This is a genomic window from Streptomyces sp. NPDC006012 (assembly GCF_042871185.1).
Lineage (GTDB): Bacteria > Actinomycetota > Actinomycetes > Streptomycetales > Streptomycetaceae > Streptomyces.
Genome location: NZ_JBIAIE010000014.1, coordinates 139,851 through 162,234, shown reverse-complemented (window position 1 = coordinate 162,234; position 22,384 = coordinate 139,851). Strand labels below are relative to the sequence as shown.

Annotated in this window: 18 protein-coding genes and 1 pseudogene; 2 read left to right on the top strand and 17 right to left on the bottom strand. The window is 69.5% G+C overall.

The window, feature by feature from the left end; all coding sequences use genetic code 11:
* Positions 1-228 precede the first annotated feature (228 nt).
* Positions 229-1,080, top strand: coding sequence for a putative RNA methyltransferase (locus ACFYPJ_RS23800; RefSeq protein ID WP_389020555.1), 852 nt, complete (start codon positions 229-231; stop codon positions 1,078-1,080).
* A 178-nt stretch (positions 1,081-1,258) separates the two neighbouring features.
* Here ACFYPJ_RS23800 and ACFYPJ_RS23795 read toward each other — a convergent pair.
* From ACFYPJ_RS23795 to ACFYPJ_RS23765, 7 genes and pseudogenes are all read right to left on the bottom strand, one after another.
* Positions 1,259-1,444 (bottom strand): annotated as a pseudogene (locus ACFYPJ_RS23795) (ATP-binding protein); the annotation flags it as partial.
* A gap of 108 nt (positions 1,445-1,552) precedes the next feature.
* Positions 1,553-1,801, bottom strand: coding sequence for a hypothetical protein (locus ACFYPJ_RS23790; RefSeq protein WP_389020552.1), 249 nt, complete (start codon positions 1,799-1,801; stop codon positions 1,553-1,555).
* 399 nt (positions 1,802-2,200) lie between these two features.
* Positions 2,201-3,595 (bottom strand): NAD(P)/FAD-dependent oxidoreductase, encoded by a 1,395-nt coding sequence (locus ACFYPJ_RS23785; protein WP_389020549.1) that lies wholly within the window; start codon positions 3,593-3,595, stop codon positions 2,201-2,203.
* A gap of 203 nt (positions 3,596-3,798) precedes the next feature.
* Positions 3,799-4,992, bottom strand: a complete 1,194-nt coding sequence (locus ACFYPJ_RS23780) for an MAB_1171c family putative transporter (protein WP_389020546.1) — start codon at positions 4,990-4,992, stop codon at positions 3,799-3,801.
* Positions 4,989-5,597: a toxin gene (locus ACFYPJ_RS23775; protein ID WP_389020543.1), complete on the bottom strand. Its 609-nt coding sequence runs from the start codon at positions 5,595-5,597 to the stop codon at positions 4,989-4,991. Before ACFYPJ_RS23775 ends, ACFYPJ_RS23780 begins: the two co-directional genes overlap by 4 nt.
* A complete protein-coding gene (locus ACFYPJ_RS23770; protein WP_389020540.1) occupies positions 5,597-6,205 on the bottom strand; it encodes a hypothetical protein in 609 nt (202 codons plus the stop codon). Before ACFYPJ_RS23770 ends, ACFYPJ_RS23775 begins: the two co-directional genes overlap by 1 nt.
* A gap of 664 nt (positions 6,206-6,869) precedes the next feature.
* Entirely contained in the window at positions 6,870-8,114 is a 1,245-nt protein-coding gene (locus tag ACFYPJ_RS23765) for a cytochrome P450 (protein WP_389020537.1), read from the bottom strand.
* A 505-nt stretch (positions 8,115-8,619) separates the two neighbouring features.
* Between ACFYPJ_RS23765 and ACFYPJ_RS23760 the strand changes: the two genes are divergently transcribed.
* On the top strand, positions 8,620-9,420 hold the full coding sequence (locus ACFYPJ_RS23760) for an SDR family NAD(P)-dependent oxidoreductase (RefSeq protein WP_389020535.1): 801 nt from the start codon (positions 8,620-8,622) through the stop codon (positions 9,418-9,420).
* A 225-nt stretch (positions 9,421-9,645) separates the two neighbouring features.
* On the opposite strand, the gene ACFYPJ_RS23755 is transcribed toward ACFYPJ_RS23760, so the two are convergent.
* From ACFYPJ_RS23755 to ACFYPJ_RS23710, 10 genes are all read right to left on the bottom strand, one after another.
* Positions 9,646-10,860: an MFS transporter gene (locus ACFYPJ_RS23755; protein WP_389020532.1), complete on the bottom strand. Its 1,215-nt coding sequence runs from the start codon at positions 10,858-10,860 to the stop codon at positions 9,646-9,648.
* A gap of 659 nt (positions 10,861-11,519) precedes the next feature.
* Positions 11,520-12,146 carry a DUF1345 domain-containing protein gene (locus ACFYPJ_RS23750; RefSeq protein ID WP_389020529.1) on the bottom strand — a complete coding sequence of 209 codons (627 nt, stop codon included), beginning with the start codon at positions 12,144-12,146 and terminating at the stop codon, positions 11,520-11,522.
* A gap of 318 nt (positions 12,147-12,464) precedes the next feature.
* Positions 12,465-12,653 (bottom strand): hypothetical protein, encoded by a 189-nt coding sequence (locus ACFYPJ_RS23745; RefSeq protein WP_389020527.1) that lies wholly within the window; start codon positions 12,651-12,653, stop codon positions 12,465-12,467.
* Between the two features lie 438 nt (positions 12,654-13,091).
* Entirely contained in the window at positions 13,092-13,982 is an 891-nt protein-coding gene (locus tag ACFYPJ_RS23740) for an RNA polymerase sigma-70 factor (protein WP_389020524.1), read from the bottom strand.
* Positions 13,979-15,178 (bottom strand): NAD(P)/FAD-dependent oxidoreductase, encoded by a 1,200-nt coding sequence (locus ACFYPJ_RS23735; protein ID WP_389020521.1) that lies wholly within the window; start codon positions 15,176-15,178, stop codon positions 13,979-13,981. The genes ACFYPJ_RS23740 and ACFYPJ_RS23735 overlap by 4 nt, the downstream gene beginning before the upstream one ends.
* Before the next feature lie 290 nt (positions 15,179-15,468).
* The gene (locus ACFYPJ_RS23730; protein WP_389020518.1) at positions 15,469-15,993 is read right to left on the bottom strand and encodes a hypothetical protein; all 525 of its coding nucleotides are present in this window, start codon (positions 15,991-15,993) and stop codon (positions 15,469-15,471) included.
* 183 nt (positions 15,994-16,176) lie between these two features.
* The gene (locus ACFYPJ_RS23725; RefSeq protein WP_389020515.1) at positions 16,177-17,667 is read right to left on the bottom strand and encodes an FAD-dependent oxidoreductase; all 1,491 of its coding nucleotides are present in this window, start codon (positions 17,665-17,667) and stop codon (positions 16,177-16,179) included.
* Positions 17,668-17,759: 92 nt separating this feature from the next.
* Entirely contained in the window at positions 17,760-19,973 is a 2,214-nt protein-coding gene (locus ACFYPJ_RS23720; RefSeq protein ID WP_389020512.1) for a PQQ-binding-like beta-propeller repeat protein, read from the bottom strand.
* 536 nt (positions 19,974-20,509) lie between these two features.
* Entirely contained in the window at positions 20,510-21,193 is a 684-nt protein-coding gene (locus tag ACFYPJ_RS23715; RefSeq protein WP_389020509.1) for an ABC transporter ATP-binding protein, read from the bottom strand.
* Positions 21,190-22,278 (bottom strand): ABC transporter permease, encoded by a 1,089-nt coding sequence (locus tag ACFYPJ_RS23710; RefSeq protein WP_389020507.1) that lies wholly within the window; start codon positions 22,276-22,278, stop codon positions 21,190-21,192. The genes ACFYPJ_RS23715 and ACFYPJ_RS23710 overlap by 4 nt, the downstream gene beginning before the upstream one ends.
* Positions 22,279-22,384: the final 106 nt, after the last annotated feature.

Below are 22,384 nucleotides of genomic sequence, written 5' to 3'. Positions count from 1 at the left end.
GACTTCGTCGGGGCTTGTAAACTCACGGCGTGGCATTCATGAGCACCCCCCACTGCTGCTTCCTGTGATCGGAAGGCGTTGAGGGCGATGTCGGACGACGTCGCCCTCCCCGGTGTGCCTGCCCCGCGAACCAGCTTCCTGGCTCTGCCCGCTCCTGCCTGAGGCAGTGGCCTTCTGCGTGCGTGTGCAGGCACGGTCCCTCCCCTTCACCCTTGCCAGGAGTGCCCCGTGCCCGTGTTGCTTCCCCCTGCCCTCGGACTGTTCCTCGATCTGCTGCGCTGTCCGGCGTGCCGCACCCGCCGTCTGCATCCCGATCGCGGCGCACTGCGCTGTGCGGCGGGCCATACCTTCGACATCGCCCGCCACGGCTACGCCGGCCTCCTGACCGGCACCCGTGCCACCAGCGGCGACGACGCGCCCATGGTGCAGGCTCGAAGCCGCTTCCTGGCCACCGGCAGGTACGCGCCCATCCGCCGAGCCGTGGCCCGCCTGGCGGCCGGCGCCGTGCCCGAGCGGGGCACGGTCGTGGACATCGGGTGCGGCACGGGCTACTACCTGGCCGGCGTTCTCGACCAGCTGCCCGGCGCCCGGGGTCTGGGCCTGGACACATCCGTGCGTGCGCTGCGCTCGGCGGCCCGGGCCCATGCACGAGCCGCCGCGGCGAGCTGGGACGTCTTCCGTCCCCTCCCGCTGGCCGACGGGGTGGCCGACGTGGTGCTGGACGTGTTCGCCCCGCGCAATCCGGCCGAGTTCCACCGGATCCTCCGCCCGGCCGGCCGGCTGATCGTGGTCCGTCCTACTGCGCGGCACCTGGCTGAGCTGCGCGGCCGGGTGCCTGCGATGGTCACCGTCGACCCCGCCAAGGAACAGCGCCTGCACCAGGCGCTGGACCCCCGCTTCGAGGCCGTCGTCACCGAACAGGTGGAGTACCCCATGGCGCTGGCCGGTCCGCACGCCCTGGACCTGGTGGGGATGACGCCGAGCGCACGCCACGTGAGCCGTACGGATCTGGACGATGACGGCCTCCTGCCCGACCGGGTCACCGTCTCCGTGCTGGCCACCGCCTACCAGCCGCGGTGACCAACGGCGGCGCACGTGCCCGCCGACCGGCGAGCAGCGCCGCGCCCGGTGCCCCGTCTTCCCCACAACGCCGGGAAGACGGGGCACCCGTTCGCCGACCACCGCCGTAAGCCTGTGCCTGTGCCTTTATCAGCACCCGGCTCCGGCTCCGGCTCCGGCTCCGGCAGACGATTCGCCGCTACTCATCTTCGTTTCCCGGTATGTCCTGCTCAGTCCAGACGATCTTTCCGTCAGGCGTACAGCGGGTACCTCAGTTCTCAGCGAACTGCGAGACCAGGAAAAGCCCCCGGCCGCCTTCGTCCTGGGTCCGCGCATGGCGCAGGCGCGGCGCGTTCGCGCTGCCGTCGTGCACCTCGCACGTCAGGCGTTCACTGGGCAAGTCACCGGTCGGGAAAAGCGTTGTCGGATGCCGAGCAGCAGCTCCGAAGTGCGTTACGAGATGGGGGAAGGCCAACACGACAGGGGTCATGGCTCACCGAGATGCATTCTCCTGGTCTGACTCGGGTGTTGACGAATCAGCAGAGGCGGGAAGCCCGAGCACTGCGCCCAGTGCGGTCGCGATCTCCCTAAGGGTCCGACCGTCTGTGGCCTGTTTGTCGATCGTGAAGTCCACCTCGGTCTTGCCGCCCTTGCGGCGGATGCGGAGTACCACCTTCGTCTGCAGCCAGGTGATCAGGAGGGCAAGGACCGCCGTGGCAGCCAGCGCTGCCTCGACGCTCATCTGCTCGTCCTGCGGCGGCTCCGCCAGGAGTCCTGCGGTCAACTTGCTGCGGACGGCCCCAGCCGAGCGGGCGCTTCCTGATCGCTCTGTTGCGTCTCGTTCAGCAACCCTCTCGGCCGGCGGACGCCGGAGATCCGCAAATCCCCCCTTTCGTGCGCACTACCCCACCCTTCGTGCGCACTACCCGTGAGCCGTCACGTCGGCTTCCTTGAGACCGTTCGCGCACACGGTGATACGCGTCGGCAAGGCGGACTTCAGCCCACGGCGGCGAGGATGTCTGCCATGGCGCCGGTAGCTCGCGGGTACTCCATCACGGTTGCCGAGGCGATGCCGGTCGAGGCGGACGGCGGGCGCCGGGATGCCGTCGAGGAGTGACTGCACCATCAAGCCGCTGCGTCCTCAGGGGATGACGGTCGCGCGTTCGGCTTCGCTCAGGGGCGGGCCCTGCAACCGCGGTTTCTTCGGGCCGAAGATCATCGGGAGGAGCATGTCGGGCGAGAACAGCCGGGTCGCCGGCTTCTCCAGGCTCATCACGTCCAGCAGGGCCCCGAGCGCCCGGGGGTTGGCGGCGCCGGCCTCGACTGCGCGGTCCACGAACCCGGCAAGCAGCCGTTCCGCGCCGGTGGGCGGGGTGTCGGAGGCACCCGGATAGAAGGCGTCCTGTCCCACGGCCAGGGCCCAGGCGGCTGCCACAGGGCGGGCAGCGGCACGCTGGAGGCGCCGGGCGGTTCCGGGAGCGGTCACCGGCACGGTGCGCAGGACGTGACGGACGGCGAGGGCGCACTGGGCGGCGACGGTCAGACCGTGTCCGTACACCGGGTTGTAGCCGGCCATGGCGTCGCCGAGAACGACGAATCCGTCGGGCCAGCGCTTGGCCTTCTCGTAGTAGCGGCGGTGGTTGGCGGTGGAGCGGGTGGTGGCGACGCCGCCGAGCGGTTCGGCGTTCTTGATGAGTTCACCGACGACGGGGTCGCCTAGGCCGAGGGCGAAGTCCACGAAGGCGTCGGGGTCGCTGGTGGGCTCGCCGCCGCGGGTGCCGCAGAGGGTGACGATCCACTGGTCGTCCTCGATGGGCAGGATGATGCCGCCCCGCCCAGGGGGATTGGCGGGGTTGGCCTGCACATTGACCAGGGGGAAGCCGATGCGGGCAGCTTCGTGGGGGGCGCGGAAGAGGCGGGTGGCGTAGGCGAGGCCGGCGTCGACCCGGCGTTCGGGTACTTTCGGCAGTCCCAGGTCTTCGAGCCACTGGGGTGTGCGGGAGCCGCGGCCGGAGGCGTCGATGACCAGGTCCGCCGCCAGCGTGATGTCGTCGTCGCCGCTGCGGACCCGGACCCCGGTGATACGTGTGGCGTCGCCCTGAAGGCCGACCGCGGTGGTGTTCTGCCGCAGTGTGAGGCGCCCGTCCGCGAGGATGCGGTCCCGCAGGACGGCGTCCAGCAGTTTGCGGGAGCAGACCAGGTTGCGGTGGTGGGTGGAGAGGAAACGCCGGAACCAGACCTCGTTGGGGGCCCGCGAGACCAGGTCGCCCATGATGTGGACCAGGCGTCCGCCGCGGGCGATGACGTCATCGACGATGCCGGGCAGCAGTACGTCGAACGCCGCCACGCCACCGCTCCACACGAGGTGCGCGTGCCGGGCCTGCGGGACGCCGCGGCGGTCCTGGGGGCCGTCGGGCAGAGCGTCGCGCTCGATGACGGTCACGTCGGCCGACGCGGTGAGCGCGGCGGCCGCGAACAGACCCGTTGCACTGGCTCCGATGATGACGACGGTGGGCCGTCGGGTGCTGTCATGCATGGAGGTTCACCCTTTCTGCGTCGGCCACCGCTGCCGGATGGGGTCACCGGTCCGGGGCCGAGGGAACGCGCTGACCATTGCTTCGAGGTCGTGTACGCCAGAGCCGAGACGGACGGCCGCACGGTCTTCGTCGTCCGTCGTCATCCCCTGCGGGAGGTGGCTCGGGCAGACCGGTGACGACGGCAGTGCGGCGGGGTGCAACGCTACGACGCATACGTGTTGAAGCCCCCCTGGCTGATCAGCCGTTGGCGAATGCTCTCGACGAGCCGGGGGCGGCGCAGGGCGGCCGAGATGGCGTCGAGGTGATCGTGGAGGTCGGTGCCGAGTTGCCGGGCAGGCGAACTCGCGGGACCAGGTGTGCCGCTGCAGTGGGCGTCGATCGCAGCGCGGAGTGTGATGGCGCCGGCTATGCCGTGCTCGCCGGCGCTCCTTCGGTCCGTCGGCACCGCCTGTCGTGCTCGCCGGTACAGGTCGGCGTCGAGGTAGGGGGCCAGGAGCCGCAGCGCATCATGGATCTGCTGTTGACGTTGTACCAGTCGCAGGTCAAGGGGTGCCCACGGGCCGAACCGGGCCGTGGGCGCGGCGGGCACAAGGCGCTGCACCGCTCGCCACAGAGGCCGTAGCCGCGCGTACTCGCGGCTGTCCCGGGTCCATTTCTGCAGCAACGGGCCGGCCTGGGGAACGATGAACCCGCTGGCGACGAGGATGCCTTCCAGCAGGGCGAAGGGTGGCGCTGCCTGAGTGCTGAGGACGTCCCAGTCGGTACCGGTCCAGCGCGCGCCGATGGCGGTCAGTTTCGCGGCGTCGAAGATGAGGCCGCTGGCAAAGCCGAGTTGCAGGCACACGACGCCGGACTTCAGCCAGGGGTTCGCGATCTCGGGGAACCATTTCCACAGCATGGAGGTGGCGACCAGGGACGAGACCATGTGGGCGGACAGGTACAGCAGGATGTGCTCACGCATCCAGGGCGTGCTTGCGTAGTAGGTGTCGAGGTCGTAGATCCGTGCCTCGGGCACATCGGCCAGTAAGAAGGTGGCCCACAGGGCGACGATGATGCCGAGGTAGATCCAGTAGATGCGGCGCATCCGGCGACGACGGCCGGGTGACGGTTCCTCCCGCCACCTCATGATCATGGTCAGGCCGGTTGCGCAGAACGCGGTCAGAAACGAATACGCCCAGGGCGATGCGATGTTCGGAACGCCGGTCAGCACGTTGAGTCGTTCGATGTTGACGGGTGTGATGACGACGAGCACGGCCGTGGCGAAGGCCAGCAGAAGCGTGGTGGCCCGTACGTCGGGGTCGCGCCACGCCCGTACGAAGGTGGGTAACTTGAGGAGGAGGGCGATGGCCAGCAGCGCGGTGGGAACGGCGTAGGGGATCTGGACATGCGGGTTCACAGGATGCGTCCGCCGCGGTTGAGGAGCGAGAGGTTGATGCGCCCTTCGACGGTCGCCGCGCTGACCGGTCCTTCGGCGTACCGCCCCTTCATCCAAGGGCGCACCGCACGGCCGAACAGCAAGCCGAAGGTCTCCGCGTCGACCTCGTGTTCGTCGGCCGAATCCGCCCGGGCCGCCACCGTGAGGACGGCCTCGCCGGGGACTTCGTGAGCGTCGAGGATCTGCTCGACGGCCTGGCGGACGGCATCGGATGTCTGGACAGCGGCCAGCGTGCGGGCGGCGGCCGGCAGGCCGGCGATGTGGTGGCCCCGGTCGCCCTCCTCTTCGTGCCACAGTTCGTGGCCGAGAATGACGAGTTGGGCCTCGGGAACAGTGCGGTCCTCGACGATGATGACGGAACGGTCACCGAAGTCCAGGCGCATACCGGACACCGCGATGTCCGGCGGGAAGGCACGAAATGCGAGGGTGATGGGCCGGTCTTTGCGGACACTCATGGCCCGGCAGAACTCCTGCATGACGACTCTGGGTTCGGCAGGCCGCTGGAGTCCTTTTGTCGCTTCGGTGCCCAGGGCGCTCAGTAAGGACTTCATCGCTTTCGTGCTCACTACTTGGTGTCTCCCTCCTGAGGCGCCACCGACCGCAGCACTCCTTCCAGAATTCGCTCCAGTTGTGCACGTGAAACGGAGCCGTGCAGCCGCAGATCCGCGCCCTTGACGCCGTATCGGTCCAGCAGAGCCACCACGGGGTCGGGCTCCGGGTTCTCCAACTGCCGCAAGACAGGCAGCAGCACGCGGTTGAGCGCGTCGTCGGCCGGGGCGGTGAAGAACGACTCGCCGCCGTCGACGCCGAAGAACCCCACCAGGTGGTGCAGGAGTTCGATGTTGGGCGTCTTCCTGCCGTCACAGACCGAGCGCGCCCAGACATCGGAGATCCCCAGTCGCCCGGACACTTCGGCAGCGAGGTCCGACATGCGTTTGCCGGTACGGGCCAGATAGTCGTCGCTGAGTGATTTCATCCGCGTGCACACGCGTTCGTTGACCGTGTCGGCGGGCGGGGCGACGCCGCTCAGCAGGCGGCGGACGGCGTTCTCGGGCAGGGCCGTCCGGGCGGCCAGGACTTTCGGGTCGAGGATGTCCGATCGGTCCAAGCCTCGCTCGCCGATGACCTCGTCCAGGCGCCACAGCGTCTCCGCCAGTGCTGTCGATGGCTCCAACGACGTACCCCCCGGGCCCGAATGCGGCTCCTCTGCACGTGCGCGTGGCAGCGTACGCGCCGACGGCCGAACTATCAACGATCGTTCATTCACCGCAAGCGATCGTTAATGGTCCCGAGGGCGTTCCAACTGTCCGGTCCACCAGAATCCGCCGAGGCGCCACCGAGAACATCCGGGCTCTGGACCTCGACGTCCACACCGTCGCGTGCCTGGGCCAAGGACAGGAGCGAAGGCCGAGCCGGCCTTTCAATGGGATCCCCCGGAGCGGAGTGCGGCTCGTTCCCCACTTGCCGCACAGCGGGGCGCCTCCAGAGCATTGCGGTCCTCCACGGCCTGCCTGCGCCCCGCCACGGCCTTGTCGACTGAGGCCCCCGCGCTTCGAGGCCGGCCAGGAAAGCGCGGGCCGGCCGACTCAGGATCGCGTTCGTGAAGGTCGGGCGGCCGGCATCCAGGGCGGTGGCGCCGAGGCCCCGGGCAATCTTCCCCGCGCTGGTGACGCCTGCCCGAAGCGGACGTCAGGCGGCGCGCTTGACACTCCCAAGACGACCGACCATATTTAATCCGTCGTGACGCGAGCACGCGGAGACGGAACGGTCGGACCCGCCCGGCGATGATCAGTGTGCAAGACCCTGCCCTTGTGATCCGTTGCGCCCTCTCCCCGGGCTCAGGTCGCCAGCGCCTGCGTACTGGTGTCGTGACTGCCTGAATTATCCGAGGATGGGGTGAAGGCGATGTCCAGGCTGGTCAGACCTCGGAAGTTGAGGCTGCGCTGCCAGCGGGGCGAGGTGCCGTCGAGCCTCCAGTCGGGCAAGCGGGTGAGCAGTGCCTCCAGAACGACGGTGCCCTCCAGCCGGGCCAGCGCTGCTCCGAGGCAGAAGTGCGGCCCGTAGCCGAAGGCGACGTGCCGCCCGCCAGGACGCTGGAAGTCCAGCCGGTCAGGGTCGGGGAAGGCCGCCGGATCCCGGTTGGCGGCACCGCACACCAGGAGCACCGTCTGTCCGGCGGTTATGGAGCGACCTGCGAGGTCGAGGTCGTGCCGTGCACGGCGCAGCATCAGCTGCACCGGGCTGTCGTATCGCAGGAGTTCCTCGACGGCGGCGGGGATCAGGTCCACCCGGCTGCGCAGCTGCTCGGCGGCCTGCGGGTGACGCAGGAGGGCGAGGGCGGCGTTGCCGATGAAGTGGGTGGTGGTCTCATGGCCGGCGATCAGGAGCAGGGCGCAGTTGGCGAGGAGTTCGTCGAAGTCCTGGTCGGCGTTCTCGGTCCCGCTGACCAGCAGCGCGCGCAGGGTGTGGGGAGCGGGCGGGCCGTCCTTGCGGGTGAGGAGTTCCCGGAGGTAGGCGAGCATCTGCTGCATGCTCTGCGAGGCGGCTCGGCTGTCGTCCGCGTCCAGCCGGGAACTGCCGATGGCCGCGGCGATCGGGTCGGACCAGGAGGACAGCGTGGGCCGGTCCTGTTCCGGCACCCCCAGGAGGTCGCAGATGACTGCCAGGGGCAGTGGGCGAGCCAGGTCAGCGACGATGTCCAGCCGGCCGGTCGGCGCTGCGGAGGTGACGATCTGGTCGACTGCGTCGGAGATCCGGTCGTGTAGCTTCGCCACGGCCCGGGGGGTGAAGGCTCTGCTGAGCAGGGAGCGCAGCCGGGCGTGGTCAGGGGCGTCGCTGTAGAGCATCTGCCGGCTCAGGACCCGGGCCAGCGGCCGTAGTTCCTCGGAGACCGCCTCGATGTCCGGATAGCGCACCGAGGAGAAGCGTGGATCACCTGCCGTACTGCTGACCACTGCATAACTGGTCGCGACCCAGGCGCCCAGGTGGCGATCCCAGTAGAGGTCGTCAGCGTTTCGAAGGTCCCGGTAGAAGTCGTAGAGTCGGTCCTGGTTCCGGTGCCTCAGGACGGACAGTAGCGACACGGGTGTTGCGTGAGAGTGCACCGCCGCACGGTAGCACCGCAAGAGCATGTCACCGCCGGCTGTCGGCGCCACGGATCCGGCGGGTGATCGGCGACAGCAAGTCGGCCAGTTCCGGGCCGACGACCAGGAGTCGTTCGACGTCAGTCTTGGACGTTGAACTCCTGGCCGGATACGGCCTGGTGGCAGACCGCCAGGAGCGTCTCGGCTTCCTTGCGGTGCTGGTAGGTGGAGCCCCCCGGGGGGCCGGCAGGACGGCAGCCGCTCGCGCGTCCGGGCGTCCATCCGGGCCTTTCGGCCTCGGATGACTTTGCACCGGTCGAGGTCGTTCTGGCTCCACGGTCCGCTGCGCGGATATCGCTGTGGGTGAGGGAACCATTGGCCTCGCCATGTGTTTTGAGGCAACGGAGCCTGGCGAGCCACCACACCCTCACCGGAGCCAGATCGGTCACAGCGTTGAGAAGGGTCGACACGTATGATGCGAAGGAGCAGTTCAACATGCCAATGAGTGAACACGTTTGAAGGGGCCATGGATCTCCAGCTTACGGGTCGACGAGCCGTGATCACCGGCGGAAGCCGTGGTATCGGCTTCGCCATCGGGCGGGCGCTTGCGGCAGAAGGCGCGTCCGTCGCGCTGGTTGCCAGATCTGCCGGTCACGTCGAAGAGCAGGCGGCACTTCTTCAGTCGGAGACCGGTGCCGAGGTCATCGGTGTCGCTGCCGACACCGGGGATGACGCATCAGTGACAGAAATGGCCGGAATGGTAAGAGACCGGCTCGGCGGTGTAGACATCTTGGTGAACAATGCCGCCATAACGAATCCAGGGGTCATTCCGGATGATGCTCTGGAAGCTGAGATCAACGTCAAGGTTCGCGGATATCTTAGATGCGCCCGTGCTTTTGCTCCAGAAATGACAGAACGGGGTTGGGGCAGGATCGTCAACATCGGCGGACTGGCGGCACTGCAAAGTGGCTCGATAACCGGTTCGATTCGCAACGTCGCTGTAGCTGCCATGGCGAAGAATCTGGCGGATGAGCTCGGGCCCGGCGGGGTCAATGTCGTCACTGTACATCCCGGTGCCACTCGGACTCGCACTTTTATGAATAACCTCGGCCGCCGGGCCGAGGCCATGGGGTGCAGTGCCGCAGATTTGGAGCAGCAGTTTGGTGCATCCAATTCAATCGGCAGGATCGTGGAACCTCACGAGGTGGCGGCTTTGGTTGCATTCCTGGTGAGTCCGCTCAGCGTAGCCGTCAATGGTGATTCGATTAGTGCGGGCGGTGGGCTGAAGGGACCGATCTACTACTGAAAGAGCGGTGCTGCTGACCTTCGATGCATGATGTCGTCACGGGGGCACCGGTCCGGTTCCGGTGAGGCAGCGTCGAGGACGTCATGACGGTACTGGAGCCGGCGTAAGCCCCGCCGGACCGGCGGCCGGGGCGAGCCCGACCGGTACGGCCGCGCTGCTCTGGCATGACCGCAGGCTGCCACAGCCGCCACACCGGAGTACGGGAGCACCGGTTGCCCCCTGCCGTCACCGCCGGTCTTCCCTGCCCGTCGCACGTTGTGCGCGCGCTGCCGTTTGATCCCACCAGGCTGGGAAGAGAGCTGTCAGCATCAGCAGTGCGGTCAGGACGAATGCCCATGGGTAGCCGGTCAAGCCGGCCACCGCGCCGAATCCGACCGCGCCGATGCCCATCCCCGCGTCGTAGGCGACATTCCACAGCGCGCTCACCGTCCCGTACCCGGAGGCCGGGACGCGGGAGTACATCAGCGTGATGGTTGCGCTCTGGGTGATACCGAAGCCGGCCCCGAACACGGCCGCACCCGCGACGACCGCGACGGGGACGGTTGTGAGGGCAACGATGAGGACACCGGTGGCTGAGGCGGCCAGCCCCGGTACGACCAGTGCGGCTGCTCCGCGTCGGTCGGCGCGCCGACCGGCGAACCAGCGGGATGCGGTCGCGGCGGCCGACTGCATGAAGAGAGCCGCGGCAACCACGCCGGAATGGCCCGGCGCCACGGCCAGTGGCAGAAAGGTGACGACGATTCCCGCGCCCACCGCCGTCACCGCGAACATGGCCGTGGGGCGGCCGAGCGTGCCGGAACGGGCCCCGGCGAAGATCCCCAGGGGCGGCCCCGACACCGCTTCCCGGCCGGGAAGGCCCGGCACTGCGGCGATGGAGACCAGGGCGATCAGTGACGCCGCCGCGCAGACGGGCGTGTACCCCGTGTGCGATGCCAGCCAGATCCCGAGCGGCAGGCCCACCAACGACGGCACACCGGCCACGACGCCGATCAGGGCCAGCCCCTCACCTCGGCGTTCGGGCGGAATCAGCGACGCGGTCAGCGTCCCACCCGCCACCAGGGTGAACGCGAAGCCGAGTCCTCGGACAAAGCACACCGCCACGATGCACGCCATACTCTGCGACACGGTCAGGGCCAGTGTCGGAGCACCTAGCAACAACAACCCCGCACCCAGCAGCACGCGATAGCCACAGCGTGCGGCCAGCCATGGGGCTATCAGCTCCCCGGTCACCGTGGCCAGCATCAGCACCCCGGTGACCAGGCCCGCCTTGTCGCTGCCTCCGCCCGGAGCACTCTGCGCGTACGCCGGGACGACCGACAGCAGCAGATAGAAGCTCGCTGAGGAGCCGACGACCGTCACAAAGCGCAACAGCAGCGGACGGGTCACCAGACGCGGCCGCGCCTCGGCAACTCGGTCTTCAGAATCGCCGGATGATGCCATGCGGTGAAACCTAGGGGACGCAGCCGCCCGAAGGCCTCCCGCTTCCAGACCTGTTCAGCGGAACATTTCGTCGCTGGACCACCCCGAGGCTGTCTTCCCGTTCCGCCGTCGAACGGTGGCACCCTCAACCGATCAACGCATCGCATGGTGGCACCGGTTCGGCTACGTGCTGTTGGCCACCTGGTCGACACGGGGGCGGACATGTCGAACTCTTCGCCGATCTCCGGAGAGTAAGCGCCTTGCGCAGCTTCAGTACGTCTGCCTGCCGCGCCGGACGGTGCGGCAGGTCCTTCTGGTCTGCTGTCCCGCCGCCATGGTGGAAGCCGACCCCGCGGGCCATGGTCCTGCATCCGGCAGGCCATGGATCGACGACTTGCTGCGGGAAGAGGCGTACGCGCCGTGCAAGTGGAATCAGACCGCCCGTCAGATCCATCAGCGCCCGGTCCAGGTTCCGGCTTGGCACCCCCGATGGCTACGTCACCGGAACCGGCCTCGCCCTCGCCATCCCGACGTCAGCCCGACCAGCCGAAGTCAGTAGGGCTGTGGACCTCGACGCCGCCGATGCACGGCCGGCCACGTACGAGGCCGTCGACAGCCTTGGCGCGGATGTCTCAATGCTCGACACGTAGGCGGCGGCGCATGGCACGGCGCCACAGCCATCAGCCGGTGATCACACCCACCGCGATGCCAAGAGTAGCTGTGTTGTAGCAGAACGACAGGATGCTGTGCGACAGGATCCTGGACCGGATCCTGGACGTCTGAGTTTCAACGTCCGAAACGGAGAACGTGGTACCGAGCGTGAAAGAGAAGTACGCGAAGTCGACGAAGTTCGGGCGCTTGGTGTTGGGGAAGACCAGCACCTCTTCGGGCAGCGCCCGGTAGTACTCCTGGGCATACCGCTCGGCGTAGCCGAACTGGAGGATCACCCAGGCCAGGAGGACGGCGGGGACGCCGACCAGCTTTGCCAGTGCCGCCACACTCGCGTCGTCCTTGTTGATGACGATCAGCACACCTGCGGTGATCCCGATGATGGCTGTGAGCAGGGTGAAGAGGTATCCCGTACGTCGGCCCTGAATATTCTTGAGCCACTCGGTGTTTTCGTCGTCGGTGTGGTTTTTCCGGGACCTCAGCCGCAGTACTCGCGTAGTCAGATAAACCAGGGCGAGGATGTCCCACAACCCTATGTAGAGCATGGTATGTGTCTCAAGTACAGCGATGGCGATTCCGAGCAGAATCAGCACAGCTTCCAGGATCCTGGACATGAAACGGGTAACTCTGTTGAACATGTTTCCTCTTTGGGGATTCCGCGGACCTCAGGGGAGTGAGCGGGACCGCTGACGGGGGCCGCGCGGAAGACACCTTAGCGGACCTCCAGCCCCGCGTGATGCACACACGTATGCAACTCCCCTGACATGGCGGCAGTTACGGCACGCCTTTCATCACACACACCTACTGCCGCACCGTCGCAGCGGAACCGGCGGGAACGGCCTCGTACCTTGGGTGACCTTGGACGGTCCAGGAATCAGGTTCGACTCCTGGACCGCACGGCTGAGCCGCATGAGGGCATGAGAGCAGGCATGAGCAGCGCACCGCGGGCGTCTGTCTCACGCTTCCTCCAGGGCCTCCCCGAACTCACGTAGCGCTTTGCCGTGGTGACTGCGGGCCAGTTCGTGCCCGACCGCTATGGCGAGCGCGATCGGCCATTCGATGAGTTCCATCGCTGTGAGCACGCCGAGGCCGGCGAGGAAGACAAGCTGGTCCGGCGGCGGCAGTTCGAGTCGCAAGTCGCCCATGCGGACAGTCACCGAATTTTCCGAGACGACACGTTCAGCTGCCGCGCGGGGCCCGGTCGCCGGAACCGGCGCACCGGAGGGCGCGGTGTCAGAAGCTGTCCTGCCTGTTCGCGCGGTCATCTTCCATTCCGTTTCAGTGACCGGCATCGATCATCCGTTCGATACCCTTCTCCCTCCACGCTAACGCCATATGCCCGACCGGGCAGATTTCGGACAGCGTGCCTGTGATGCATGGCGGACCGGTGTTCTGTCCTGCCCGGCGGGGCACCCCACATCGCGTTTGTGGGGTGCTCGCCTGCGACGGCGTGGCGCCGGCCGCTTTGGTCCGTGACCAGCGAGGAAGGGGCGCCTGGCGTCTTGTCCAGCGATCTTGGCCCTCCGACTGCACTTCTGTGGTGGGGAAACACTTCGGTGAAGACGCCGTACTGTCTCGTTTCCTCACCGGCTGATCCGACGCGGAACCGCTACCGCGACGAGCTTGTCCGGGTTGCGGATGGCGTAGATGCTGGTGATCTTCCCGTCGGTGATCTCGACCAGGAAGACGCCTTGCGGACCGTCGCCGCTGTGGACCATCAGCGCGGGCGTGTTGTTGCAGTTGACCACCTCGATCCGCAGGTCCGGCCGTCCTTTGCGGAAGATCTTCATGAGGACCGCGGCCACCTTCTCCGCGCCCACCACCGGCCGGCGCGATGCGGGGGTCTTGCCGCCGCTGTCGGCGGTCCAGGTGGCGTCCGGAGCGAGCAGCGAGAGCAGTCCCTCCAGGTCACCGGTTGCCGCCGCGGTCATGAACTGCTCTGTGATCCGCGCGGTCTTCGCCGCGCCGACCGGCGCGAAGCGCCTGCGCCGGGCCCGTACGTGCTCGCGGGCGCGGTGCGCCACCTGGCGTACCGTCACCACGGACTTGCCCACCGCCACAGCGATGTCGTCGTAGTCGAAGCCGAACACCTCGCGCAACACGAACACCGCGCGCTCATCGGGCGTGAGTGTTTCGAGCAGTACGAGCATCGCCATCGACACGGATTCGGCGAGCACCACATCGGCCGACGGGTCGTGCTCGTCGAGCAGCAGCGGCTCGGGCAGCCACGGGCCGATGTAGTCCTCGCGACGGCGCGTGCTCGCCCGCAGGGAGTTGAGCGCCTGACGGGTCACCAGTTGCGCCAGGTACGACTTGGTGTCCCGCACCGTCGCGAGGTCGACGGCTGCCCACCGCAGGTAGCTGTCCTGCAGCACGTCGTCGGATTCGGTCGCCGTGCCGAGTATCTCGTAGACGATCGTGAACAGCAGCGGCCGCAACTGGGTGAAGCGCTCGGTGTGCTGGTCGGTGATCACGAGGAGGCGATCTCCTGCGAAGCGGGGGCCGGCTGCTCGGGGCGCGGGGCACCCTTGGGCCAGAGCAAGGAACCCGGCTTGCCGGCCTCGCGGCGGATCTTCCATACCGCGACCTTGCAGGACAGCTCTTTGATCCTCGCGCCCGCCCGGCCGCCGATGTAGACGTTCACCGCGGTGTCGTCCTTTCGGGCGAGCTGCCGGACGGCGGCGCGCCGGCCGAGACTGACGCATGACCCCGAGAAGGCCAGGCTGATCCTCGCCGGTTCGGTACCCGCGAGGTGACTCAGCACCGTGTCGGCGGCTTGCGCCCCGAGTGGCCCTGCTGCGTAGCAGCTCATCCGCAGCGGCCGACCCGACGGCGCGGCGGCATCACCCGCCGCGACGACGCGGTCGTCGTCGACGCTGGTCAGCGTCTCGTCGGTGAGCAGCCGGCCGAGCGCGTCGGTGCGCAGCCCACTGTCGGCCGCCAACTCCGGCACGCCGAAACCGGCCGTCCATATGGTCAGTGCGCTCGGACGCACCGCACCCTCACCAGTACCGTCGGCGAGGACGACCGCATCCGGCCGGACCTCGGTCACCACGTCGGCCTCCAGCACGGCGACACCGTGCCCGGACAGCCACTTCGCGATGGACCGCCGACCCGGTGCGCTCAGTGACGGCACCAGGGATCCGCCGCACACCAGGGTGACCGTGCGTCCCTGCTCGGCCAGTTCGGCGGCCGTCTCGATGCCGGTCAACCCGCCGCCGGCTACGGTGACCGGAGCGTCGAGAGGCATCTTGTCGAGCACGGCGCGCAGCCGCCGAGCGGATTCGAATTCGGCGATGGGGAAGGAGAATTCGGCCGCTCCGGCCACCGATGACGGTGTCACTCCGGTGCTGCCGACTGCGTAGATGACGTAGTCGTAGTCCAGCGCGCGGCCCGACGCCAGCCGTACCGTGCGGGCGACGGTGTCGATGTGCGTGGCGCTGTCGACCACCAGCCGGACGCCCTCGCCGAGCAGCGTGCCGTAGTCCAGTGTGGCGTCACTGGTGCCGGCGACGAACTGGTGCAACCGGATTCGATCGACGAACGCCGGGCGGGGATTGACCAGTGTGATGTCGACATCGGCGCGCATACGCAGGCGGTTGGCAGCGAGTGTCCCGGCGTAACCGCCGCCGATGACCACGACTTTGTTGGTTTTGCTGGGTTCAGTCATGCCCTCAAGACACCGCGGACCGCCCAGATGTGACACGACGCGAATGCGGAGGTGTGGTCGCCGGTTCCTCGGACGGCTCGACCAGGGACGACGACCCGTCAGAGCCAACCGCTGGGAGAGGCCGGGTCGGCAGCCGCGCGGTGCGGCCGGTCCGCTGCCGGGATCGCGCCCGTGACACCGCTGAGCTGAACGACCCGGCCCCGTGCCCACCCTCCCGCGCGGCGGGTACGAGGCGTCGGCACCGCGGTCACCGGGACGGTGCTGCCCGCGGCTGGTGTCGTGTCATGTGGTCACTTTCCGTATGCCCGGCGGAACAGGTTCCTGATGTCCTCCGAGGCCACGTTCGCGCCGCACGGCGGGACCACACCGTCCTTGGCCGCCACGAGATAGTGCTCACCGGCCAGGAACGTCAGGCTCTCCGTCGTCTCGCTGCCGGTGTCGAGCCGTACCGTGGTCGCGCCGTGGCCGCTCAGCCAGCGGTCGACGTGGAAGACGGCCGAACCGCCCTTGACGGAGGTGACCGTGCCCTCGAAAAGCGTCGGATATCCGCGCAGGCTGTCGGGGTCGGGTGCCATGCACTTGGCGCCGGCAGCGCCGCCCTGAGCGGTGAGTGTCAGCGAGCCGGCGGCCTGGGACGAGCGTGCGTCGCCGTCACTCCCCATGTTCCCCGCGGTGATGATTCCTCCCACCGCGAGTGCACCGGCAGCCGCCGCGAGCACGAGGCGGGCTCCTCGCCGTGCGAACACCACGTGCGCGAGTCCTTCGAAGCGCGCCTGCCGCTCCCGGCGTGCCTCCTGTTCCGTCTTGGATTTCACACCCTGCCCTGTCCGGCACCGGACGGTTCCTTTCCGTTCGGTGCGCGATTCTGTCGGGCGTCTTGAAGCTCCGAGGTCATGTGCCGAGGCGCCGCCCCAGGTGTGTAGTGGTTCACAGGCGACCAGAGCCTGCGGCGGAGGAGGGCTCCTGCGGCGGCGTGCCCATGAGTCCGAGGAGCCCGTTCATGTTCCCTGGTGGTCCGCCGGGCCCAGCCACCGGGTCAGCGCCCTGCGCACCTCGGCCGGGTCGGGGTCCTCGGCCGCCCACGCGGCGTAGCCGTCGGGCCGGACCAGGAGGGTCGGGCGCAGGCCGGCCGCCGGGCAGGCCGTCACCACCCGCTCCGCCCACGGCGCGGCAACCGCGGCGGCAGCGCGGCCCACCAGCACGAACTTGCCCTCGCGCAGTGCCTCGTAGAGCCGGTCCGGTTTCCCTGCCAGGCGCAGATCCGGTACCCGGCGGCCGACGAGGGGATGAGAGCGGCGGGGTGCCCGGTAGCTGATCCCGATGCCGGAGATGCCGCGTGCCGCGCGCGCCTCCACCACGGCCAGTTGGTGCGCGACGGTGGCCAGGGCGGCCCGCAGCGCGCGGATCAGAGGTGATCCGGTGGTGACGGCCGTGAGGAGTGCGTGGCTGACGCGCAGGACCATGCGCCCCACCGGGTGACGTTCCGTGTGGTAGCTGTCCAGCAGTGCGTCACCGGCCCGGCCGTGCAGGACGGCTGCCAGTTTCCAGCCGAGGTTGGCGGCGTCCTGGATGCCGGTGTTCATGCCCATGCCGCCGGCGGGTGAGTGGACGTGTGCGGCGTCGCCCGCGAGGAACACCCGTCCCTGCCGGTAGTGGGGTACCTGCCGCTCGTCGCTGTGGAAGCGGGAGAGCCACCGCGGTTCGTGCATCCCGAGGTCGTCGCCGATCGTACGTCTGGTGATGTCCCGGACGTCCTCCAAGGTGATCGGCGCATCGTCAGCCACCTGTTCGCGCCGGTCCCAGGCGATGATCCGGTACCAGCCGTCCCCGAACGGCGCGAAGAACGTGAAGCCTTCCGCATTGGAGCTGAAATTGAAGATGTCGTCCGGGGCGCGGTCCAGCAGTACGTCGGCCAGCATCACGGAGCGGATGGCCGACTTGCCGGGGAACGGCATGCCCAGGCTCTGCCGGACGGTGCTGCGCGCCCCGTCGGCGCCGACGACGTATCGGGCCCGCAGCGTGGCCGTGGTGCCGTCCGCGTGGCGCACGTCCACGTCGACGCCGTCCGGGTCCTGCCGCAGCCCGGTGACCCGCGCCCCGCGCAGGATGGTGGCTCCCGCTTCCTCGGTCCGGTGCAGCAGGGCCCGCTCGACCTGCCACTGAGGAATGGTGAGGATGAAGGGGAAGCGCGTGCGCAGTCTGGAGAAGTCGATGCTGAGACGGCCGAACGGACGCAGCGCCCGGGTGGGGGTGCCGATACGGAGGAGTCCGTCGGCGAGGCCCCGGGCGTCGAGTTGCTCCAGGGTTCGCGCGTGAAGGCTGAAGGCGCGGCTCAGATCGGATGCGTGCTCGCGTCGCTCGCACAGGGCGACCCTGGCCCCGGACCGGGCGAGGTCACCCGCGAGCAGGAGGCCGGTCGGACCGGCCCCGACCACCAGAACGTCGGCGTCCGGCGCCCAGCGCGGGTTCGAAGAGTCACTGGATGACATGTCCGTCGTGTTCACATGTCCGAGTGTCAGCCCTGCTCAAGGGCCTCGCATGACGAGATCCGGTTCGTCGGCTCCGGCACGGACGGCTGTGCTCACCCCGCCGCGGGCGTCTGCCGGTCGGGGCGTACGGAGAAGGCCGTGTCACCTGCGACGGCCACGATCGCGTCCTTGACCAGGACGATGCTCGGGAGCCGTTTCTGCGCCGAGGGCCCGGGATTGTCCAGCTGGTCCCTCGTCCACCGGGGGCCGCCGGTGGCACGGTCGAGGGCGAGCAGCCGGCCGTAGCGGTTGGCGAAGTAGAGGGTGTCGTAGGTGGCGGACCTGGTGGGCACCGAGAGGTTCTCGATCTGTGTGCTCTTCTGCCATTTCCGCTCGCCGCTGGCGGCGTCGACCGCGGTGACCGTGCCGTCGGGGCGCACGAAGTACACCGTGCCGTCGATGACGCGGGGTGTGCCCCGCGCGGTGTTCTTCAGGGGCACCCGGGTGGCGGATCCGGTGCGCGGGTCCATCCTCAAAAGGGCCGAGTACAGGACGTCGTTCCTGCTGTCGTCCGCGGCGTCCTGGCTTGCGCGCACGGCGAAGAGTGGCTGTCCGGCGATCGAGCCGAGCGGTTCCATCGTCAGGGGCAGCGGACCGAGTTCCCGCGGGGTGCCGTCGGCGGGGTCGAGGCGCAGGAAGCCGACCTGGCCCTTGAAGGGGTCGTTCGCGTTGGTGCACAGGCCGTAGGGGACGCCTGCCAGTGCCAGCGGGGAGCAGTCGGTGCCCTGCGAGGACTTTGCCGCCGTGTGCCAGAGGTTCTTGCCGGTCGCGCCGTCTAAGGCGACGAACTCGTGCGCGCCGTCCGGCATCGCCAGGACGCCACCGCTGAACAGGTCCGCCGGGTGGCCCGCGTCGACGGCGCGGGTCCAGAGCTGCTTGCCGGTGGCAGCGTCGAGGGCCACGAGCTGCTGCGCCGCGTACACGCGGTCCTCGTCGGGCAGCACGGTCGCGTACACGATGCCGCGCCGGATGCCGAGGGGCCGCTCAGCGGCCTGGCTGCTGTCGCCGAAGCGCCAGCGCACCCGGCCCGTCGCCGCGTCGATCCGTGCGACGGTGAAGCCGGTTCCCGCGCAGTACACCGACGCCCCGTCGGCCACGCACCCGGAGTCCACCGTGTCCACGTTGGTGGCCGTCGGTTCGCCCTTCACGGGCTGGACCAGACTGGTCCGCCAGTACCGCCAGCCGGCGGGCAGCACCGGGGCCGTGGACGTGCCGGCGGCGGCCCGGCCGTCCGGCCCGCCCGGCGACATGCGATACGCCAGCGCGCCCGCAAGGACGACGGCCAGCACGGCACCGGCGGTGAGGACGAGCCGGCCCGGCCTGCGGCCTCGCCCGGCAGGGCGGCCCCTGTCCTGCGTGGACGGGCTCGCACCGGGCGCCTCGCCGCCCTCCCCTGCGACCTGCGTCTGCTGGTACGCCAGGTGCGCCGCGGCAGCCGGCCCGGCCGGCGGCGGGAGCAAGGCGGTGTCCGGCAGCGAGGAGAACAGCTCCTGCAACTCGTCCAGTCCCGGCCTTTTCCGCGGGTCCTTGTCGAGACAGCGGTCGACGACGGAACGCAGCGGCTGGGGAGTACGGCTCAGGTCAGGCGGCTCGTGCATGATCCGATAGCCCGTCAGGTACGGGCTGTCGCTGTCGAACGGGCCCTCGCCGGTGGCCGCGTACACCAGCAGCGAACCGAGCGAGAACACGTCGGACGGGGCCGAGACGTCGCGGGGCGAGTCGAACTGTTCGGGCGACATGAACGGCGGTGTGCCCATCAGCCGGCCCGTCACCGTCAGGGACTGGTGACCGGCCGCGTGCGAGATCCCGAAGTCGATGACGCGCGGACCGTCCTCGGCCATCAGGACGTTGCCTGGCTTGAGGTCACGGTGCACCACGCCCGCCCGGTGGATGTCCCGCAGCGCCTCCACCAGGCCCAGTGCCAGCTGACGCAGCTCACGCCCGGCCAGTGGTCCTGTTTCCGCCACGGTGCTGCCGAGCGTCCGGCCCCGCACGTACAGCGTCGCCATCCACGGCTGCTCCGCGTCGGGATCGGCGTCCACGACCGGTGCCGTGAACGCACCGCTGACCCGGCGGGCAGCCGCGACCTCCCGCCGGAAACGGGCCCGGAACTCCTCGTCCTGCGCGTACTGCGCGTGCACGACCTTGACCGCGACCTGACGGCCCGAAGGCGACTGTCCGAGGTGGACGACGCCCATGCCCCCGCTGCCGAGCTTGCCGAGGAGCGCGTAACCGGCGACGAACCCCGCGGACCCGGGCTCCCCCATGTTCCCCGGCACCGACGACACTCCTACCAACTCCCCTGTGCAACATGACCTGAACCGCCAGAGTGGCCAGCGTAGCCCCCTGCGGCGGCACAAGTGCCGCGGACGACGCCAGGCTCGATGCCTGTTCGGACGGATCGCCGGCCAGCACGTGCCCGCGGGTCCGCCGGCCTTCTGGACCGAGCGCGGGCCTGCGGATGTCCAGCGGTACCTTCCCCGGCGCAACGGCAGTTCGTCTGCACAGTGGCGCCGGTTTCCCGCACAGCCCGTCAGCCGGTCTCCCGGGCGAGAGCCCATCCTCCGGGGACCTGATCCGCCCGCCGGACCGACGGTCGCCTTCGCCCGCGGCGGACCCGGGCGGACCCGTCGGTACGCCATACCGGCCCGCGGTCGGCAAGGACAGCGTTCCACGCCCGGCCGAGCAGCGGAGGAAACACAGTCGGCCGTACTCTCCGGCGAGCCGGGGGCGGGAAGGATCCGGCTCCTGGACGAGCTGTCCCCTGAGGGCGCGGGGACGCTCCGCTTCGCGGGCCGCTGTGTCAGTGCGCCGAGGCCGGCAGGCGGAGGCGGCCGTCGTGGACTTCGGCGATCCGGTCTGCGGCGGTGAGGTGGGTGCGGTCGTGGGTGACCAGGACGGTGGCGGTGGCCCGCTGGTGGGTGATGCGGGCGATCAGGTCGATGACGACGGCGCCGCGTTCCTGGTCGAGGGCGCTGGTGGGTTCGTCGACCAGGAGGACGGTGGGGTCGTTCATCAGGGCACGGGCGATGCCGACACGCTGGCGCTGGCCGCCGGAGAGCTGGTGGGGGCGGCGACGGGCCTGGTCGGCCAGGCCGACCGCGTCGAGAAGCTCCATGGCCCGGCTGCGGACCGTACGGGGCTTGCGGCCGTCGATCCGGGCCATGACCTGGAGCTGTTCGACGGAGGTGAGGGAGGCCAGCAGGTTGGGTTGCTGGAAGACGATGCCGATCGTGCGGCGCCGCAGGTCGGTGAGCCGGCCGCGGCTCATGCCGGTGGTGTCGGTCCCGTCGATGGTGACGGTGCCGGTGTCGGGGGTGATCAGGGTGGCGGCGACGGCCAGCAGGCTGGACTTGCCGGAGCCGGACGGGCCGACCACAGCGGTCAGGCAGCCCCGCGGAACGTCCAGGCTGACCTGGTCGAGAGCGGTCAACCGGGTCTCGCCGTCGGGGTAGGTGAGAGTGACGTCGGTCAGGTGCAGGCTCATCGGGCGCTCCCCAGGGCGGTCAGCGGGTCGACGGAGGTGATGCGGCGGATGGACAGGACCGCCCCGAGCGCGCCGAGCGCGATCATCACCGCGCCCGGGAGGAGGACGGTGGCGGGAGTGAGCAGGAACGGCACGGCCGAGCCGTCGATGAGCGCCCCCAGCGCGGCGGCGGTTCCGGTGCCCAGCAGGGTGCCGCCGGCGAGCAGGACGACGGCCTGGCCGAGGGCGTCCTTGAGCAGGCCGGCGGTGGAGGCACCGAGGGCCTTGAGGACGGCGACGTCACCGCTGCGCTGGATGGTCCAGACGGTGAAGAAGGCTCCGATGACGAGGGCGGAGATGGCGAACAGGAAGCCGCGCATCAGTTGCAGGGAGCCGTTCTCGGAGGTGTAGGAGCCGATCGCGGACAGCGAGTCTCCGGTGGTGACCGTCCTGGTGCCGGCCTGCCGGTCGGTGGCCGCCACGTCGGCCCCGGAGGTGGTGTCCAGGGCGATGACGGTGGCGGCCGGGCCGGTACCGCTGCCGGTGGGTGGGGCGGTCTTCCGCCAGGTGTCCAGGCTGGTCCAGACGACCGGGGTGTGGCTGAAGTAGGCGTCGCCCCGTACGGCGGCCACCTCCACCCGCTGCCCGGCCAGGGTGAGCAGGTCCCCGGCCTCGGCCGCGAGGCCGTCGGCGGCGCCGCGGGACAGCACCACCGACTCGTCGTCGATCCGGCTGCCGTCCGGGGCCAGGCGGGAGCCGGGCCGGACGCCGAAGACGGAGATCCCGGTGCGCCGGTCCCCGGCGGTGGCCTTCGTGGCGGTGATCCCCAGCGGCTCGGCGCGCTCGACGCCGGGGGCCGTGGACCACTGCCGCCACTGCCGCTCGGTGACGGTGGAGTCGGAGTACGACAGGTTCTGGCCACCGCCAGGAGCCCGGAAGGCGATCCTGTCGGCGGGCAGGGACGTGATGGCGGAGGTGTTCTGCCGGCCGAGTCCGGTCGTCAGCCCTGACAGCAGCCCGACCAGCAGGGAGATCAGTACGATGACGGCCCCCATCAGGGCGAAGCGCCCCTTGGCGAACTTCAGGTCTCTCCAGGCGACGAACACGGCCTCGGCCCTGCCTTCTCCAGCGGTGGACGGTGTGTGCCTCCACCCTTGCCGCCGGCCCCCCGGGTGCGCGTCCGGCGCAGGACGGCACTTCGCGGGCCGAAAG